The organism is Caballeronia sp. BCC1704, assembly GCF_902833455.1.
In the GTDB taxonomy this organism is placed as follows: Bacteria; Pseudomonadota; Gammaproteobacteria; order Burkholderiales; family Burkholderiaceae; genus Caballeronia.
This window is the reverse complement of the sequence record NZ_CADFFT010000002.1, coordinates 708367-724414: the sequence shown is the minus strand read 5'-3', so window position 1 is coordinate 724414 and position 16048 is coordinate 708367. Positions and strand designations below refer to the sequence as shown.

The 16048-nt window shown below is 67.0% G+C and carries 15 protein-coding genes; 7 read left to right on the top strand and 8 right to left on the bottom strand.

Going from position 1 to position 16048, the window contains the following annotated elements; genetic code table 11:
• The first annotated feature begins 619 nt into the window (after positions 1-619).
• From HWX53_RS12975 to HWX53_RS12955, 5 genes are all read left to right on the top strand, one after another.
• Positions 620-1213: a DUF2760 domain-containing protein gene (locus HWX53_RS12975; protein WP_175941365.1), complete on the top strand. Its 594-nt coding sequence runs from the start codon at positions 620-622 to the stop codon at positions 1211-1213.
• Positions 1210-3105 carry an Hsp70 family protein gene (locus HWX53_RS12970; protein ID WP_175941364.1) on the top strand — a complete coding sequence of 632 codons (1896 nt, stop codon included), beginning with the start codon at positions 1210-1212 and terminating at the stop codon, positions 3103-3105. The genes HWX53_RS12975 and HWX53_RS12970 overlap by 4 nt, the downstream gene beginning before the upstream one ends.
• On the top strand, positions 3106-5925 hold the full coding sequence (locus tag HWX53_RS12965) for an Hsp70 family protein (protein ID WP_175941362.1): 2820 nt from the start codon (positions 3106-3108) through the stop codon (positions 5923-5925).
• Between the two features lie 139 nt (positions 5926-6064).
• Positions 6065-6223, top strand: a complete 159-nt coding sequence (locus HWX53_RS12960) for a hypothetical protein (protein WP_175941360.1) — start codon at positions 6065-6067, stop codon at positions 6221-6223.
• A 243-nt stretch (positions 6224-6466) separates the two neighbouring features.
• The gene (locus tag HWX53_RS12955; RefSeq protein ID WP_175941358.1) at positions 6467-8476 is read left to right on the top strand and encodes a hybrid sensor histidine kinase/response regulator; all 2010 of its coding nucleotides are present in this window, start codon (positions 6467-6469) and stop codon (positions 8474-8476) included.
• On the opposite strand, the gene HWX53_RS12950 is transcribed toward HWX53_RS12955, so the two are convergent.
• The 5 genes from HWX53_RS12950 to HWX53_RS12930 all read right to left on the bottom strand — a co-directional run bounded on the left by HWX53_RS12950 (position 8463) and on the right by HWX53_RS12930 (position 11985).
• Positions 8463-9140, bottom strand: a complete 678-nt coding sequence (locus HWX53_RS12950; protein ID WP_175941356.1) for an alpha/beta hydrolase — start codon at positions 9138-9140, stop codon at positions 8463-8465. The two genes, HWX53_RS12955 and HWX53_RS12950, sit on opposite strands and share 14 nt — an antisense overlap.
• A 12-nt stretch (positions 9141-9152) precedes the next feature.
• Positions 9153-9542 (bottom strand): MAPEG family protein, encoded by a 390-nt coding sequence (locus HWX53_RS12945; RefSeq protein WP_175941355.1) that lies wholly within the window; start codon positions 9540-9542, stop codon positions 9153-9155.
• Positions 9543-9580: 38 nt separating this feature from the next.
• Positions 9581-10423 (bottom strand): metallophosphoesterase family protein, encoded by an 843-nt coding sequence (locus HWX53_RS12940; RefSeq protein ID WP_175941353.1) that lies wholly within the window; start codon positions 10421-10423, stop codon positions 9581-9583.
• A complete protein-coding gene (locus tag HWX53_RS12935; protein WP_175941351.1) occupies positions 10420-11427 on the bottom strand; it encodes a diacylglycerol kinase family protein in 1008 nt (335 codons plus the stop codon). Before HWX53_RS12935 ends, HWX53_RS12940 begins: the two co-directional genes overlap by 4 nt.
• 117 nt (positions 11428-11544) lie before the next feature.
• The gene (locus HWX53_RS12930) at positions 11545-11985 is read right to left on the bottom strand and encodes a CBS domain-containing protein (protein ID WP_175941349.1); all 441 of its coding nucleotides are present in this window, start codon (positions 11983-11985) and stop codon (positions 11545-11547) included.
• Between the two features lie 314 nt (positions 11986-12299).
• On the opposite strand from HWX53_RS12930, the gene HWX53_RS12925 reads away from it, so the two are divergent.
• Positions 12300-13256: a chemotaxis protein gene (locus HWX53_RS12925; protein ID WP_175941347.1), complete on the top strand. Its 957-nt coding sequence runs from the start codon at positions 12300-12302 to the stop codon at positions 13254-13256.
• A 122-nt stretch (positions 13257-13378) separates the two neighbouring features.
• Here HWX53_RS12925 and HWX53_RS12920 read toward each other — a convergent pair whose 3' ends face one another.
• The 3 genes from HWX53_RS12920 to HWX53_RS12910 form a co-directional block, all read right to left on the bottom strand.
• Complete coding sequence (locus HWX53_RS12920) at positions 13379-13654, bottom strand: hypothetical protein (protein WP_175941345.1); 276 nt, start codon at positions 13652-13654, stop codon at positions 13379-13381.
• Between the two features lie 295 nt (positions 13655-13949).
• Positions 13950-14381 carry a response regulator gene (locus HWX53_RS12915; protein ID WP_175941343.1) on the bottom strand — a complete coding sequence of 144 codons (432 nt, stop codon included), beginning with the start codon at positions 14379-14381 and terminating at the stop codon, positions 13950-13952.
• 62 nt (positions 14382-14443) lie between these two features.
• Positions 14444-14791 (bottom strand): hypothetical protein, encoded by a 348-nt coding sequence (locus tag HWX53_RS12910; RefSeq protein ID WP_175941340.1) that lies wholly within the window; start codon positions 14789-14791, stop codon positions 14444-14446.
• 233 nt (positions 14792-15024) lie between these two features.
• On the opposite strand from HWX53_RS12910, the gene HWX53_RS12905 reads away from it, so the two are divergent.
• Complete coding sequence (locus HWX53_RS12905; RefSeq protein ID WP_175941338.1) at positions 15025-16047, top strand: transporter; 1023 nt, start codon at positions 15025-15027, stop codon at positions 16045-16047.
• Position 16048: the final 1 nt, after the last annotated feature.

Sequence of the window (16048 nt, the reverse complement as noted above, 5' to 3'; positions counted from 1 at the left end):
CCCGCCAGCGATTGCGCTTCGCTCAATAAGCTTCGTGGACGCTTCGCGCGGCCGCATCGGCTTGTGCCTTGCGGCTTTGGCTCACGCGTTGCGGTCTGCGCGTGGCGGCTTGCGAGCCGAGGCTCCGCGCCACCGCTCGGGGCTGGGCTCGCGGCTCGGGTTAGGTCCTGAGCTTGCGCGTGGACTTTGCCCTCGAACTCAATCTCGCACCCGCGCCCAGCCCCGGACTTGCCCCGACTAGGCGCCCGACCGTGAAAGCCCGACGCTTCAGCCATGCGCCCCCGCGCCAACGCGCAAACGCACACCCCACCTTGACTTACCCCCACAAATCCCGAGAATGAGCGCCGCCCCCACGCGCGGCGCCCCCGACGAGCGGCCAGCCCGAACCCGCCCGCGAGGATGTTTTCCCGCGTGATCCGCAACTTCATGGACAATAACGGGATGAGGCACGAACGCCCCGGCGTTTCCTGCGCTCGTCTCACCGGCGCGCGATGCATGTCGCGCCGACGCAGCATCCCACGGCAACCGGCCCTTTGCGGCCGGTCAGCCACCGAACTCGGCCACCCGCGCCGCCCGAGGATGAGGTCGTCCTCGAACGCGGCCTACAGGAGCATCATCCATGACCGACATGAATCCGTCCTTTTTCGGCCGGCTGTCCATCGCCTTCGGCGCGTTTTTCGGCATCCTCGGCAACAGCGCGTTCGCCGGCCGCGTGCAGCGTCTGCGCGAAGCGGGCGAAGCGCCCCAAACACCCGAGGCGCCCATCAAGACGCCCGCTCCCGCCGCAGCGCCCGTTGCCCCGGCCGCGCCCGCGCCCTCGCCGCTGAAGGAAGCGAGCCCGGTCGCCGCGCTCCAGTTGCTGGGCCTGCTCCAGCGCGACGCCCGCTTCATCGATTTCGTCGAGGAAGACATCGCCAATTACAGCGACGCCGATATCGGCGCGGCCGCGCGCCTCGTGCACGACGGCTGCCGCGCCGTGCTGCGCGAGCACTTCACCATCAAGCCGGTGCGCAGCGAAGCGGAAGGCAGCCGCATCACGCTGCCGGACGGCTTCGATGCAAGCGCCGTGCGTCTCACGGGCAACGTCGTCGGCAAGCCGCCGTTCAACGGCAGCATCAGCCATCGCGGATGGAAGGTCGAGGAAACGCGCCTGCCGAAGCTCGCGCAGACGCATGACGCCAGCATCGTCGCCCCGGCGGAGGTGGAGCTATGAGCGACTTCGACCAGCAAAACACGCCGCGCTATTCGATCGGCGTCGATCTCGGCACGACGCATTGCGCGCTGTCGTACGTGGATTTGTCCGCGAGCGACGGCGAGAAGACCGCGCAGGGCGTGCTGTCCATCGCCCAGTTGACCGCGCCCGGCGCCGCCGAGGAGCGCGATCTGCTGCCGTCGTTCCTCTACTTGCCGCATCCGAACGAACTCGCGCCCGGCGACCTCACGCTGCCGTGGACGCAGGAGCGGCCCTTCATCGTCGGTGAACTGGCGCGCAGCCGCGGCGCGGGCACGCCCATTCGGCTCGTGTCGAGCGCGAAAAGCTGGCTGTGCCACCCCGGCGTGGACCGGCGCGCCGCGATCCTGCCCGCCGACGCGCCCGAGGAAGTCGAGCGCGTGTCGCCGCTGGAAAGCTCGGTGCGCTATCTGACGCATTTGCGCGAGGCCTGGAACCACGCGCATCCGGACGCGCCGTTCGATCAGCAGGACGTCACCGTGACGATCCCTGCCTCGTTCGATCCCGCCGCCCGCGAGCTCACGGCCGAAGCAGCGGCCGCCGCGGGCTATGCGCGCATGACGCTGCTCGAAGAACCGCAGGCGGCGCTCTATAGCTGGATTCAGAAGTCGGGCGGCGGCTGGCGCAAGCAGGTGAAAGTGGGCGACGTGATTCTCGTCGTCGATGTCGGCGGCGGCACGACCGACTTGTCGCTGATCGCGGTGGTCGAGCGCGAAGGCAATCTCGAACTGCATCGCGTGGCGGTCGGCGAGCACATTCTGCTCGGCGGCGACAACATGGACCTGGCGCTCGCGCACGTCGTCGCTCGCAAGCTCGCCACTCAAGGCACGCAGCCCGATCCGTGGCAGTTGCGCGCGCTGACCTACGCGTGCCGCTCGGCCAAGGAAACGCTGCTCTCGGATCCGAATACCGACAACGTGCCGCTCGTCGTGCCGAGTCGCGGCTCCAAGCTGATCGGCGGATCGCTGCGCACCGAACTCACGCGCGCCGAGCTCACGCAGATTCTGCTCGAAGGCTTCTTCCCGCAAGTGGACGCGTCCGCCCGCCCGGTGGCGCGCGCTCGCGTCGGCCTGACGCAACTCGGGCTGCCGTATGCGCAGGATGCGGCCGTCACGCGCCATCTGGCCGCGTTCCTCGGCCGGCAAGTGAACGCGCTCGCCGAAGTCGAGGGCATTGAGCGCGACGTGCCGCCCGGCGCGACGCTCCTGCATCCCACCGCCGTGCTGTTCAACGGCGGCGTGTTCAAGTCGCACTTGCTGGTCGAACGCGTGATGACGACGCTCAACGCGTGGCTCGCCGCCGAGAATGCGCCGCCCGCGCGGCTGCTCGAAGGCGCGGACCTCGATCTCGCGGTGGCACGGGGCGCGGCCTATTACGGCTACGTGCGGCGTGGCAAGGGCGTGCGCATTCGCGGCGGCACGGCGCGGGCGTATTACGTGGCGGTCGAATCGGCGATGCCGGCCGTGCCCGGACTGGAGCCGCCCGTGTCGGCGCTGTGCGTCGCGCCGTTCGGCATGGAGGAAGGCACCGACGCGGCGTTGCCCGCGCAGGAGTTCGGGCTCGTCGTCGGCGAGCCGGTGCATTTCCGCTTCTTCGGCTCGTCGGTGCGCAGGCAGGATCAGGTCGGCACGCTGCTCGATTACTGGCAGCCGGACGAATTGCAGGAACTGGAAGAGATCGAAGCATCGCTGCCGTCCGAAGGCCGCACGCCCGGCGAAGTGGTGCCGGTCAAGCTGCACGCGCGCGTGACGGAAGCCGGCACGCTGGAACTCGAAGCGGTCCCGCGCGGGTCGCAGGAACGCTGGAAGGTCGAGTTCGACGTGCGCGGCAGCGCGAACGCGAATCACGGCGCGGATCACGGCGCGGGCCTGTAAGTGTCGGCGCGCAAGAAAAAGCCGTCGGCGGCGTCGGGCGCGCGGTATCGCGTCGGCATCGACCTGGGGACGAGCAATACCGTCGTCGCCTATGCCGAGGCCGGCTCGAACGATATCCGCGTGTTTCCCGTCGAGCAGCTCGTCGGTCCCGGCGAAGTCGCCGCGCAGCCGTTGCTGCCGTCGCTGCGGTATCACCCCGCGCCGGGCGAGCTCGCGCCGGGCGACGTGCAATTGCCGTGGGCGCCGGCTTGTGCGACCGAGCCGCCCGCGGTCGTCGGCCGCCTCGCTCGCCATCTCGGCGCGCAGGTGCCGGGGCGGCTCGTGTCGAGCGCGAAAAGCTGGCTCTCGCATGCATCGGTGGATCGCGTCGCGCCGATCCTGCCGTGGGGCGCGAGCGACGATGTCGCGAAGGTTTCGCCCGTCGCCGCGAGCGCGAGCTATCTTGCGCACGTGCGCGCCGCGTGGAACCAGCAGTTCCCCGACGCGCCGCTCGAAGCGCAGGACATCGTGCTCACGGTGCCCGCTTCCTTCGATGAAGGCGCGCGCGCCCTCACCGTCGAAGCAGCGCGCATGGCCGGCCTTCACGCGCTGCGGCTTCTCGAGGAACCGCAGGCCGCGTTCTACGACTGGCTCTTTCACCACCGCGAAACGCTCGGCGACGAACTCGCGAAGACGCGCCTCGTGTTGATCTGCGACGTCGGCGGCGGCACGACCGATCTCACGCTCATTCAGGTCGAAGCCGGCGACGGCAAAGAGCCGCGTCTCACACGCATCGGCGTCGGCAATCACCTGATGCTCGGCGGCGACAACATGGACCTCGCGCTCGCGCATCTCGTCGAGAAGCAGCTCGCGGGCGGCGACGGGCGGCTGTCGGCGGCGCGGCTGTCGCAACTCGTCGAGCGGTGCCGCGCCGCCAAGGAACAGTTGCTCGGCGAGAACGCGCCGGCGTCGGCGTCGATCACGCTGCTCGGCGCGGGATCGAAGCTGATCGGCGGCGCGCGCTCGGCGGAGGTGACGCGCGAAGAGATCGAACGGATCATCGTCGAGGGCTTCTTTCCGCTCGTGTCCGAGAACGAGCGGCCGGGGCGCACGCGTGCCGGCATCGTGGAATTCGGGCTGCCTTATGCGAGCGATCCAGCGATCACGCGCCACGTCGCGGCGTTCCTCGCGCAACATGCGACGCCTTCGCGCGAAGCGTTGCGCGAAGCTTCGAAAGCCGATGACGCCCTTCCCGTTCCCGACACGCTGCTGCTGAACGGCGGCGTCTTTCGCGCGGCGCCGCTCGCGCGACGCGTCGCCGATACGCTCGGCCACTGGCGCGGCGAGCCGGTGCACGTGCTCGCCAATGACGACCCCGACGTGGCCGTCGCGCGCGGCGCGGTCGCCTACGCTCTCGCGCGCGCGGGCCATGCGCCGAAGATCGGCGGGGGCTCGGCGCGCAGCTACTTTCTGCTGCTCGACGAAGACGGCGACGCGTCGCGCGGCGTCTGCGTGCTGCCGCGCGGCACCGAAGAAGGCCAGGCCATCCATCTCGCCGATCGCACCTTCGCGCTGCGCCTCGGCGCGCCGGTGCGCTTTCACCTCGTCTCGTCGGTGGCGGATACCGCGTACCGCGCAGGCGAAATAGCCGATGTGAGCGCCACAGGCGGCGACTTCGTGCGCCTGCCGCCGATCGCGACGGTCGTCGATCCGCGCGGCCACGCGAGCGCCGGCAAGCCGAGCGAGACGCCGGTGCAGCTCACGACATCGCTCACGGAAGTCGGCACGCTGGAAATGCACTGCATCGCCACCAACGATCCCGCGCAACGCTGGCTGCTCGAATTCCAGCTGCGCCGCGAAGAGCCGAAGGGCGATGCCGCCGTCGGCGAGACGCATCCGGCGCTGCCGAAAGCCATCGAACTGATCGACCGCACCTTCGGCACGCGCGCGCAGGACGTCGCCCCGAAGGAAGTGAAACGGCTGCGCGCGCAGCTCGAACAGGCGCTCGGCCCGCGCGACACATGGGACATCGCGCTTCTGCGCGAATTGTTCGGCGCGCTCTGGGACCGCGCGAAGAAGCGTCGGCGCAGCGCCGACCACGAACGCCTATGGCTCAACCTCGCGGGCTATGCGATGCGTCCCGGCTTCGGGCATCCGCTCGACGAATGGCGCGTCGAGCAACTGTGGACGCTCTTCGATCAGGGCATCCAGTACGTCAACGAGAACCAGATCTGGTCGGAATGGTGGACGCTCTGGCGGCGCGCGGCGGGCGGGCTCGACGAAGCCGCGCAACTGCGTCTGCTCGACGACATGGCTTTCGTGCTCCAGCCGCCCGGCACGAGCCGCTATCGCCGCGCGGCGGGCGCGGCGCGCGCGGGCTACGAGGACATGGTGCGGCTCGCGGCATCGCTCGAACGCGTGCCGGTCGAGCGCAAGGTCGAGGTCGGCGAGTGGCTGCTCACGCGCCTGAAAAAGCCTTCGGAGAATCTGCAAAGCTGGTGGGCGGTCGGGCGCATCGGCGCGCGACAGCCGTTCTATGGCAGCGCGCATGGCATCGTGCCGCCCGACGTCGCGGCGCGCTGGCTCAATGCGATCCTGGCGCTCGACTGGAAGAAGGTCGAGCCTGCGGCGTTCGCGGCGGTGCAGATCGCGCGCATGACGGGCGACCGCTCGCGCGACATCGCGGACGACGTGCGCTCCGCCGTCATCGAACGGCTCACGACGCAGGGCGCCGCGCAATCGTGGATCGCGATGGTGAGCGAGACCGTCGCGCTCGATCGCGCCGACGAAGGCCGCGTGTTCGGCGAGACCTTGCCGGCCGGGCTCAAGCTGATCGGCTGAAGCGCCCGCACGCCGCGCAAGTAATTGCTTCGCTCTCAGAAGCGTTTTCGCGCTCGGACTCGTGATCGCTTGAATAGCGGCTGCACGCGTCCTAAGGTTATCAGTGTGTCGCTTCGACACTCACTGAAGGAGGTCCACCATGCCATCCCCGCGTAAGGCTCAAGCGAGCCATCCCGCCGACACGGAAATGTCGAGCCGCAAGAAAACCGCCGGCACCAAAGCGAACACCGCGAAGACCGCGAGCGCGAAGGAAATGAGCGTCGGCAAGCGCACCACGAAAGCAAAACCGAAGTCGTAAGTGATCGGCTGGTACCGCGCTCGAGCGCGGGGATCGGTCACGGCTGTCCTTCGAAACGGCGAGCGGCAAGCACTGAGTCCGCTCGCCGTTCGGCTTTCTGCGCTCCCGAAAATGTATCTCCATCCCCGAGACCGCAGTTTTTGCCGCCCGCAGCGGCTCGGCCCGCAAAAAAGGCGTTGCCACATGGCAGCGTTCATCTAAAGTAGTTAACCTCCCTTGCACCGCTCTTTCGAGAATCCGACGATGGCCGTCCCGCCACGCGCCGCCTCCGTGCGCGCCGAAGGAATCCTGACCGCTGCCGCCCGCGAAGCCGGCGCGAGTCTCGTGCGCAACCTGTCGATTCCGGCGCCGTTCGCCGATGCCGCGCTCGAAGCGCAGTTCCTCGAAGACCACAGCCAGCGGTTCTGCGCGTTCCGGCGCGCGTCGGCGCTGCTCGCGCTCGTCATCTGGACGTGCTTTTTGTGGTGGGACTTCAGCTTCGTGCGCGGCAACAAGGCGCTCAACGTGCGGCTCGCCGACATTCTGACGCTGCGCTTCGCCGGCGTCGCGCTCCTGATCTGCGTCGGCTTTCTGGTGCTGCGGCCGTCGTTTCGCTCGCACGCGACCGCGCACCGCGTCATCCTCACCGGCATCTACGGCCTGCTCTGCCTCATCCTGACGATGGTGGCGATCACGCCCGCGCCGTACAACTACACGCAGTACTTCATCGGCCTGTACCTCGCGCTTTTTTTCCAGTTCAGCTTTTTCTATCTGCGCTCGCGCGCCGCGCTAATGGTCGGCGTCATCACGATGGCCTCCGTCGTCTTCATGCAGATCACGGTCGGACTGCTCAACGCGGAGGATTTCTTCGCGGGGCTCTTCTATATGTTCAACGTCGTGGTGGTCGGGCACGGCGTCTGTGCGCACGCCGAGCGCGTGTCGCGGGAACGGTATCTCGCCGAGCGCGCGCTGGCGTCGCTCAACGACGAACTGCGCGGCGCGAACGGCTCGCTGGAACGCAAGAATCGCGAACTGGAAATCGCGAAGAAGGATCAGGAGACGAAGACCAACGCGCTGCTCGCGCTGCGCGAACAGCAGATGATCGCCGCGCAGACGGCGAGCCGCGAGAAATCCAACTTCCTCGCCGCCGCGACGCACGACCTGCGGCAGCCGATGCACGCGCTCAATCTCTTCCTGCAAGCGGCCGCCGAAGCCATTCGCAACGAGGAATTCGATCAGGCGGAGCGGCTCATCAACGAATGCGGGCGCTCGTCGGTGATTCTCGCGCGCCTCTTGAACGCCGTGCTGGACTTGTCGCGGCTCGAATCGGGGCGCGTCGTGCCGCGCTATCACGTCTTCGATGTCCGCGAGATCGTCGAGGAAGCCGCCGAGCAGCTGCGCCCGTTCGCCAAGAGCCGTGGCGTGGACTTGCGCCTGCGCCTGCCGAAAGACGATGTCGTGTGCGTGCGCAGCGACGCGCACTGGCTCGGCCGCGCGGTAGCGAATCTGGTGTCGAACGGCATCAAGTACGCGGATACCGCGAAGCGCGCGAAGCCGACGGTAATCGTCGGCGTGGTGCGCTCGCCGACGCGCGCGCGTATCGACGTGCTCGACAACGGCATCGGCATACCGGCCGATTACTTCGACGCCATTTTTCAGCCGTTCTTTCAGGTCGATAACCCGGAGCAGGACCGCGACAAGGGGCTGGGGCTCGGCCTGTCGATCGTGAATGCGGTGATTTCGATGCTCGACGAACACCGCATCGAACTGAAGTCCGCCGAAGGACGCGGCTCGCGCTTCTCGGTGGATATCCCGCTGTGCGGGCCGTCGCCCGATCAGCCGTCCGCGCGCGCGCCGGCGCGCTCCGAAGCCGCGGAAGCGGCGCAACTGGACGGGCGCTATGTGCTGCTCGTGGAGGACGACGGCCTCGTGCGCGCCTCCACCGAGGCGCTGCTCTCGCAATGGGGCGTGCTCTACGACTCGGCCGCGACGTTCGAAGAATACGAAGCGATGCTCGCGACCATCGAACGCTTCCCCGATCTCATCATCACCGACTACCGCTTGGGCGATGCGAAAACCGCGCGCGAAGTCGCGATGCTCGGCGCGCGCCAGCTCGGGCGCGCGTGCCCTTGCCTCGTCGTGACGGGCGAGCCGGCGGCGACCATCGTGCCGCTCGCCTGCCACCACGACGTGTTGAGCAAGCCCGTGAGCCCGGCCGAACTGCGTCGCGGCATGGTGTCGATGATCGAGGCGAACGCGTTCAGCGGCCGGTGAGCCGCGCTGCGAACCACGCCCGCAGCGCTTCGACTTCTTCCATGCAGACGGTGTGCGCCATCGGGTACGCGTGCCAGTCCACGGCGCAACCGTGGCCGCGCGCGAACTCACACGCTTCCTCGCCGAGCCGCACGTCGAGCACGTCGTCGAAGCTGCCGTGTGCGGCGAACACCGGCACGGCGCGATTGGCTTCGCTGATCGAGGCATCGATCAGATCTGGCGACGGGATATAGCCCGACAGCACGATCAGGCCCGCGAGCTTTTCCGGATGCGTGAGACCGGCGTGATACGTCATCGCGCCGCCCTGCGAAAATCCCGCGATGAAGATGCGCTCGGTCGGAATGCCGCGCGCGTTCTGCCCGGCGATCAACGCGCGCACGCGCTCCACCGACGCCTCGATGCCCGCTTCGTCCACCTTCCGGTTGATGCCCTCGAACGACAGAATGTCGTACCACGCGCGCATCACGTAGCCGTTATTCGCCGTGACCGGAATCTCCGGCGCGTTCGGGAAGACGAAGCGCACGGCGGGCGCATCCGCGAGGCGCAGCTCGGGCACGAGCGGCACGAAGTCGTTCGCGTCGGCGCCGAGGCCGTGCATCAGAATGACGGCGAATTCGGGATTCGGCGCGGTTTCGATTTCTACCGCCGACGGTGAATCGCTCATGAGCACTTCTCTCTAAATAATGGGAACGAGGATCTGAATGATGCCGACCACGGAAACCAGCCACGCGAGGGAGCGCAGGAACGGCACGCCCGCGGCGTACAGCGGCACGTAGATCACCCGCGCGACGAAGTAGGTCAGCGCGCCGTAATGCGTGAGCGGGTTCTCGCGCCCGGTCACGTGGACGATCAGCACGGCCACCGCGAAGACCGGCAGCGTCTCGAAGAGATTCGACTGCGCGCGCATCAGACGCGCGGTGAGCTTGCCGGGCGGCGGCGCGGGGCCGTCGCGCGGGCCGGTGTTGTATCGGATGCCGGTCTCGCGGTTGCGCAAGAGCGCCGGCAACAGCACTTGCACGAGCGCGAGCACGAGCGTCCAGGCCAGCATCGTCAGTTCGAAACTCATGGCGTCTCCTGTCGGCCGTCTATTGTCTCAGGCGCGCTTCATTCGGCCGATGTCAGCGCCGCAGCCTGCGACGCACTGTCGAGCGCGAGATCATGACACGCGAGCTGTTCGAAGCGGCCGCTCGGCTCCGCGTAATCCCAGCGTTCCACGCGCGCGCGCCGTCCGGTCGCGTTGCACGCGTAGCGGATCACGTTCACGGAATTGCCGACGGTCGCCCGCGTGCGCGACGACAGCGCCGTGCCCGCCTGCACCGCCCACATGCGGCGCGGCAGGTCGGCGAAAGTATCGTGCAGCGGCAGCACGTACGGCAGGTGAATGTGTCCGCCGAGAATCAGGTCGGCGCCCGCGCGCGCCCAGCGCGGCACCGCGCGCTCGCGCCCGTGCAGCAGGTTCGTCTCGTCGCTCGCGCGCGAGACCGCCACCGGCTGATGCGTGACCACGACGCGCAACTGCGCCGCGCTCGCCGTCTCCAGGCGCGCCGCGACGCGCCGGATCTGCGGCATCGACACTTCGCCGTCCTTGTGGCGATACGGCCGCGTCGTGTTGACGCCGAGCACGAGTACATCAAGCGATTCGAACGACGGCTCCAGTTCCGCGCCGAACGCGCGTTGATGGTTCGCGTACGGGCGCACGAGCCGCGTGAACACATCGTAGAGCGGAATATCGTGATTGCCCGGCACGATCACGGCGGGCGTCGCGCCGAACGTATTCATGAATGCGCGCGCCTCGTCGAACTGATAGCGGCGCGCCCGCTGCGTGATATCGCCCGACAGGATGACGACATCGGGCGGCACCGCCTCGGCAAGACGCAGCAGCGCCGCGACGACTTTGGGCCGCTCGGTGCCGAAATGCGGATCGGAAATATGCAGCAATACGGTCATGAGCGATTGGCTTCGGCCACGTCGGGCTCGGGCTTGAGCAACAGCAACGGCCGTTCCGAGACGCGGAATTCGAGCGGCATGTCGAGCCACGCGATTTCGCCGTCGGTCGCCGCTTTCACGCGGCGTCTGCCCGTCGACCGCATGCCACGCGACGGCCGCGTCACCGTGATCTTGTCGAACGTGAAGCTCTCGACGTGATCCGAATCGGCGAGACGACCCGCCGCGCCACGCAGCGACAGCAGCAGATGCGCGAGCCGCCCGATAGGCCGCGGCGCAATCGCGACGAGCAAGCCCTGTTCCACCGCGCGGGCCTCGGCCATGCCGATCTGTTCGAGCTGGAGCCGGTTGTTGCCGACGAAGAGCGTCGACGAGCGCACTTCGCGCGTGCGTCCCTCTTGCTCGATATGCAGCCTCAAATGACGATGCCGCCGCAACAGCGTGAAAAGTGCCGACCACAGCGCGACGAGCCGGCTGCGGCCGAATTGCCGCTTGTAGGCTTCGCGGTCTTCGAGCAGCTTCGGATACAGCCCGAGACTCGCGTTGACGATGAACATGCGGTCGTTCACGTACCCGACCTGGACCGGATAGGCGCGCGCGTCGAGCAGCAGTTTCGTGGATGCGTCAAGATCGGCGGGAATGCCGTGATCGCGGCTGAAGTAGTTGAAGGTGCCGCGCGGCAGCACGCCGAACGGCACGTCCGCTTTCAGCGCCGCTTCGGCAACCGTGCAGAGCGTGCCGTCGCCGCCTGCGCCGACGAGCACGCCGCGTTGCGCGCGGGCCTCTTCGGCGGCTTCGCGCGCGGCGGCGGCGAGGCGCCGGGGCTTGTCGACCACGCGCAGATCGAAGCGCCGCCCCGCCGCGCCGAATTCGCGGGCCAAAGCCGCGCGTGTTTCGTCCGCCTGCCTGCGCCCGGAACCGGCGTTCATCACGATGAAAAACGGCGCGTCGGGCGCGAGCGCGCGGGCGGCGGCCGACGCATCGGCCAAAGGTGCGGACACGGTCATCGGCTGCGCTCCTTGCGGTTCGTCGCATGATTGCGTGCGCCGAGACGCATCGAAGCGGCCGGCGAGCGTGCCGATTATAACGAAAGCCTTACAACGGGAGCGCGCCCTGGCAGACGCTTACGTGTGCTCGCCCCGAATGTAGTACTCGAGTTGCTGTATGGTGAACTGCTGCTCGGAGATGATGTTCTTGACCAGATCGCCGATGGAGATCATGCCGACGAGCTTGCCGTTGTCGATCACCGGCAAGTGGCGCATGCGCTTGTCGGTCATGAGCGCCATGCAGTCGTCGGTGGTCTGGTCGGGCCGCACGTAGCGCACGTGCGAAGTCATGATGTCGCGCACCGGCGTGTCTTTCGAGGAGCGGTCCATGAGCACGACTTTGCGCGCATAGTCGCGCTCGGTCATGATGCCGACGATTTCGTCGCCGCGCGTGACGATCACCGCGCCGATGTGCTTGTCCGCCATCAGCTTGATCGCGTCGAAGACCGGCGCCGTGTCCGCGATCGTATAGACCGTCTGTTCGGGTTTCGAGCTCAGAACCTTTGCGACTGTTGCCATCGACCGCCTCCGTCTGACTTGCGCGCCGTTCACCGTCCGCGTGGTGGATGATCGGGCGCGCTGCGTTGTATCCGGAACACGTTGCTGCGCTGTATGAGCGTAAGGCTTCCGTCCGATGCATTCATCGGCATTAACCCGACCATTCGCGAAGAGTATAGGACACAGCGCGACACGCAGCGGGAGACAAGCCGCACCGCACCTGTGCTTTCCCTGCCTTCAGTTTCGCCGATTCGTGCCGCTAATCAGGCATCGCGCGGAAATTCCGTCTTCCGCCAGGACTACGCGGCGCAAGCGCCCACACCACAGGAGAAGCAGTGAGCAATTCACAACAGGATATCGAGCAGCGCGTGCGGCTCGCGGGCAGCAACATGTTCGAGTTGCTTCTCTTCAAGCTGGGCGAGGCGCCGGACTCGGAGCAGCGCGAGCTTTACGGCATCAACGTGTTCAAGGTGCGCGAGATCCTCGCGATGCCGACGATCACCGCCGTCGCCGGTTCCAGCGAGGAGATTCTCGGCGTCGCCGACATTCGCGGGCAGATCATTCCGGTGATCGACCTCGCGCGCATCACCGGCTGCCGCCCGAAGAACGGCCCCAAGATTCTGCTCGTGACCGAATTTGCGCGCACGACGCAGGGCTTCGCGGTCGAGGAAGTCGACGATATCGTGCGGCTCGAATGGAATCAGGTGTTGTCGGCGGAGTCGCATTCGAGCGGACGCACGGTGACGAGCTTCGCGCGCCTCGACGGCAACGTCGACGGATCGCGGCTCGCGCAGGTGCTGGATGTCGAGCGCATCGTGCGGGACGTGCTGCCGGGCCAGGAATCGGACATCACGGAAGCGCGCACCGGCCGTCTGCAACTGAAGCCGGGCGCGCGCGTGCTGGCCGCGGATGATTCGGGCGTCGCGCGGGCGCTGATCGAACAGAGCCTGACCGCGATGGGCGTGCCCTTCGTCATGACGAAGACGGGGCAGGAAGCGTGGGATGTGCTCGAAGCCGCGCTGCATAAGGCGCAGAAGCACGGCACCGAGGTCTCGGACGAAATCGCGCTCGTGCTCACCGACCTCGAAATGCCCGAGATGGACGGCTTCACGCTCACGCGCCGCATCAAGGCGGACAGCGGCTTGCAGCACATTCCGGTGGTGATTCACTCGTCGCTGTCGGGATCGGCGAACGAGCAGCACGTGCGCAAGGTCGGCGCGAATGCGTATGTCTCGAAGTTCGAGGCGTCGGAACTCGCCAGCGTGATGCGCGGCGCGATCGTCAACGCGTGAATCGGCGGCGCAAAAAACATCGGCGCCCGGAGCGGAGAGACCTTGTGAGTCTGCCGCGCCGGGCGCCGAATGGGTCGCTTCAGCCTTGAGAGCCGGCGGATGAGCCGGCCAGACTGGTTCGATTAGTGACCGAAAAAGACCGAGTTGGTGCTGTTTGCTGCTTGCGTGCGGGCGCCGGACTGAGCCAGCGAGTCACGCGAACCACCGTAGGCGTTCGCATCGACGCCGTGTGCGTGCTCTTCAGCAGCGATCGCTTGGGCGCTCGGGCCTTGTTGCGACGTCGGAGCGCCGGAAGCCGGGCGATAGAAAGGAGCCGGGCCGTAGCCGCTTGCGAAAGCGGGCGCAGCGAGGGTGGCGGAAGCGGCGATAAGAAGGGTAGCGAGAAGATTGCGTTTCATGGTGATCTCCAAAGACGGTTGACGTTCAATCAGAAAGCGCCGCAGCGGTCTTGCGAGAAACTGTCTGCTACGTCGATGGAAAGCAGTGTATACCCCTACTATCGTTTTTTTATCCCGATATATTTCAATACACTTTTCAGCTAGCGCCAACAATCGGTGGCCGCACGAGCGTGCGAAAGGCTGGAAAGCCCCGGCGCGTAAGGCGCGGCGCGAGACGGGCGTCGATTACGCTTTTCGCTAGGGACAGAACAATCTCGTGCCGATCGGCGTTGTCGAAGGCCGATTCGGGACGTTATCAGTGGACGAGACGCTGCATCAGATGGACGAGCGTCGCGGGAGAATTGCCCTTCTGGCAGTACGCGTCGAAGCCGGCATGCAGCCCTTTCGTGCGCACAAGTTCCTCGCCGAGCGCGGTAAACGCGATGATCCCCGCGTCGCGCGTACGAGCGATGCGCCGCAGGACACGCGCGGTCGCAAAGCCGTCGTGCTCCGGCATGCTGATATCGAGGATGACGATGTGCGGCACCCAGCCGTCGACCGCATGCAGCGCGTCGACGCCGGACAGCGCGACTCGCGTCTCGAATCCGTCGGCAGTGAGCGCCGCGGCGAGCGCCTCGGCGCTGGAAGCGTTGTCATCGACGACGAGAATCCGCCAGCACGGGAGATCGACGTCGATACTGCGGTTGGTCCAGAGAGCGCATTGGGGCGAATGCAAATTCACGGGCATGGCAAGTCGAGGTATTCATCTGACCGCCGTACCGCACGAATCGCGCCAGCCCGGACGACCGGTCAGGCGCTGGCTTCGCGCTTGCCCTTGCGCCGTTTCGCGGCGTTCTCTTCGCTTTCGCGCAGCCGCGCATTCGCCTGAACGAGCGAGGCGGCGTCGCGCTGCCGAAGCGCCAGATCCAGCTCGCCGAGCGCGGCCACGAGCGCATCGCGGTCCGCCTCCTCGCACGCCAGCTCGCCGCCCGCCGCCACGCGCCGCGCTTCCTTGTCGAGCCGCTTGTAGAGCTTCGCGCCGAACCGCGTGTCGAGCGCGCCGTCGCGAGCCAGGCCCGATATCACCGATGCGAGGCGTATCAGTCCCGCCGCGGTGGTTTGCGTCGCGCCATCCAGATCGTCACGGTCATCATCCACAACCCTTCTCCCCAAGTTTGACAGTCGGCGCGCGCCGGGACCGGCGTCTATCGTCGCGTATGCGGTGATGATACGCCGTCAATATGACAATCATTCTTACAATCATCGCCACGATGGGGCCGATCGTTTCGCGTCACGAAGCGCGCGCCAAACGCGCGTCGCGAGCCGCGACCGGTGGCACACTAGCGCCTGACCAAGCAGACCGCCAGTCTCCGACCGCACCCACCGTCCGCATGAATCCCGCTATCCCTCAAACATCGCTTTACGGTTCCGACTTCACCGGCCTCGTCTGCGGCTTCCGCTTTCGCGTCGATCAACCGGGCGAGCCCATCGATTCGGAACAGGCGAGCGACTGGGTCAGCCGCGACGACACGGCCAAAGAGTTCCTCTGGCTGCACTTCGATCTCGCCAACAGCGCATGCGAGCGATGGATCAAAACCCGGCTCGGCTTGCCCGATGCGTTCTTCGACACGCTGCACGAGGGTTCGCATTCCACGCGCATCGAGCATCAGGAAGGCGCGCTGTTCGCGGTCATCAACGACGTCATGTTCAATTTCGAGCTGACGCCCTCGGAAATCGCGACGCTCTGGGTGTACACGCAGCAAAAGCTGCTCGTCACCGCGCGCATGAAGCCGCTGCGTTCCATAGATTCGCTGCGCGAGTCTGTGCGGCGCGGCGAAGTATTCCGCTCGCCAGCGGAACTGCTCGCGCATCTGCTGCGCGATCAGGCGGATCTGCTCGTGCAGATCGTGCGGCGGACGAGCGCGGAAGTGGACGGCATCGAAGATCGCTTTTTGTCGACGCACGCGTCCACGACCCGCTCCGATCTCGGCGCGCAGCGGCGCGTGCTCGTGAGGCTGCAACGGCTCCTCGCGCCCGAACCCGGCTCGGTGTTTCGGCTGCTCGCGCGCCCGCCGCGCTGGCTGCATGCGCAGGACATCCAGGACCTGCGCGACGCGACCGAGGAATTTTCGCTCGTCCTCAACGACCTCGCCGGACTCGTCGAGCGCATCAAGCTGCTGCAGGAAGAAATCGCGACGCGCATGGACGAGCAGAGCAACCGCACGCTTTTCACGCTGACGCTCGTGACCGTGCTCGCGTTGCCGATCAATATCGTGGCCGGTTTCTTCGGCATGAACGTCGGCGGCATACCGCTCGCCGAGAACCATCACGGCTTCTGGCTGCTCGTGGCGATCGTCGCGAGCTTCACCGTGCTCGCCGGATGGTGGGCGTTCCGCCGGCGACGCGATATGTGAG

Excerpts from the sequence above, each read along its gene's own strand:
- HWX53_RS12975 (WP_175941365.1), top strand. The coding sequence starts at position 620 with ATGACCGACATGAATCCGTCCTTTTTCGGCCGGCTGTCCATCGCCTTC.
- HWX53_RS12970 (WP_175941364.1), top strand. The coding sequence starts at position 1,210 with ATGAGCGACTTCGACCAGCAAAACACGCCGCGCTATTCGATCGGCGTC.
- HWX53_RS12960 (WP_175941360.1), top strand. The coding sequence starts at position 6,065 with ATGCCATCCCCGCGTAAGGCTCAAGCGAGCCATCCCGCCGACACGGAA.
- HWX53_RS12955 (WP_175941358.1), top strand. The coding sequence starts at position 6,467 with ATGGCCGTCCCGCCACGCGCCGCCTCCGTGCGCGCCGAAGGAATCCTG.
- HWX53_RS12950 (WP_175941356.1), bottom strand. The coding sequence starts at position 9,140 with ATGAGCGATTCACCGTCGGCGGTAGAAATCGAAACCGCGCCGAATCCC.
- HWX53_RS12945 (WP_175941355.1), bottom strand. The coding sequence starts at position 9,542 with ATGAGTTTCGAACTGACGATGCTGGCCTGGACGCTCGTGCTCGCGCTC.
- HWX53_RS12940 (WP_175941353.1), bottom strand. The coding sequence starts at position 10,423 with ATGACCGTATTGCTGCATATTTCCGATCCGCATTTCGGCACCGAGCGG.
- HWX53_RS12935 (WP_175941351.1), bottom strand. The coding sequence starts at position 11,427 with ATGACCGTGTCCGCACCTTTGGCCGATGCGTCGGCCGCCGCCCGCGCG.
- HWX53_RS12930 (WP_175941349.1), bottom strand. The coding sequence starts at position 11,985 with ATGGCAACAGTCGCAAAGGTTCTGAGCTCGAAACCCGAACAGACGGTC.
- HWX53_RS12920 (WP_175941345.1), bottom strand. The coding sequence starts at position 13,654 with ATGAAACGCAATCTTCTCGCTACCCTTCTTATCGCCGCTTCCGCCACC.
- HWX53_RS12915 (WP_175941343.1), bottom strand. The coding sequence starts at position 14,381 with ATGCCCGTGAATTTGCATTCGCCCCAATGCGCTCTCTGGACCAACCGC.
- HWX53_RS12905 (WP_175941338.1), top strand. The coding sequence starts at position 15,025 with ATGAATCCCGCTATCCCTCAAACATCGCTTTACGGTTCCGACTTCACC.